Source organism: Streptomyces colwelliae (assembly GCF_048158785.1).
GTDB lineage: Bacteria > Actinomycetota > Actinomycetes > Streptomycetales > Streptomycetaceae > Streptomyces.
On record NZ_JBLTJC010001017.1, the window covers coordinates 1 to 413 of the forward strand.

Annotated in this window: 1 protein-coding gene; it reads left to right on the forward strand. The window is 48.2% G+C overall.

Features of this window, described 5'->3' with window-relative positions:
* Positions 1-413: aldehyde ferredoxin oxidoreductase C-terminal domain-containing protein (locus tag ACNFOC_RS55620; RefSeq protein ID WP_416966477.1), on the forward strand; the 413-nt coding region annotated here is incomplete at both ends.

The following is a 413-nucleotide window of genomic DNA, read 5'->3' on the forward strand; positions in this document are numbered from 1 at the left end:
CACTTGTGTAGCAAACTTTGTCCATACCACCATCTTCCCGAACGGGCCGAAAGATTTTGAAGATAAAGACGATGGTCGTGTGATTGGTAACCTGGTGGGTCTGAATTTGTTCGATGACTACGGCCTATGGTGTAACTACGGGCAGTTGCATCGCGACTTTACTTATTGTTACAGCAAAGGTGTGTTCAAGCGTGTTCTGCCAGCTGAAGAGTATGCAGAAATTCGCTGGGATCAACTGGAAGCGGGTGACGTTAACTTCATTAAAGATTTTTACTACCGTCTGGCGCATCGTGTGGGTGAGCTGAGTCACCTGGCTGATGGTTCATATGCCATCGCAGAACGCTGGAATTTGGGTGAAGAGTACTGGGGCTACGCGAAAAATAAACTCTGGTCGCCGTTTGGCTATCCGGTTC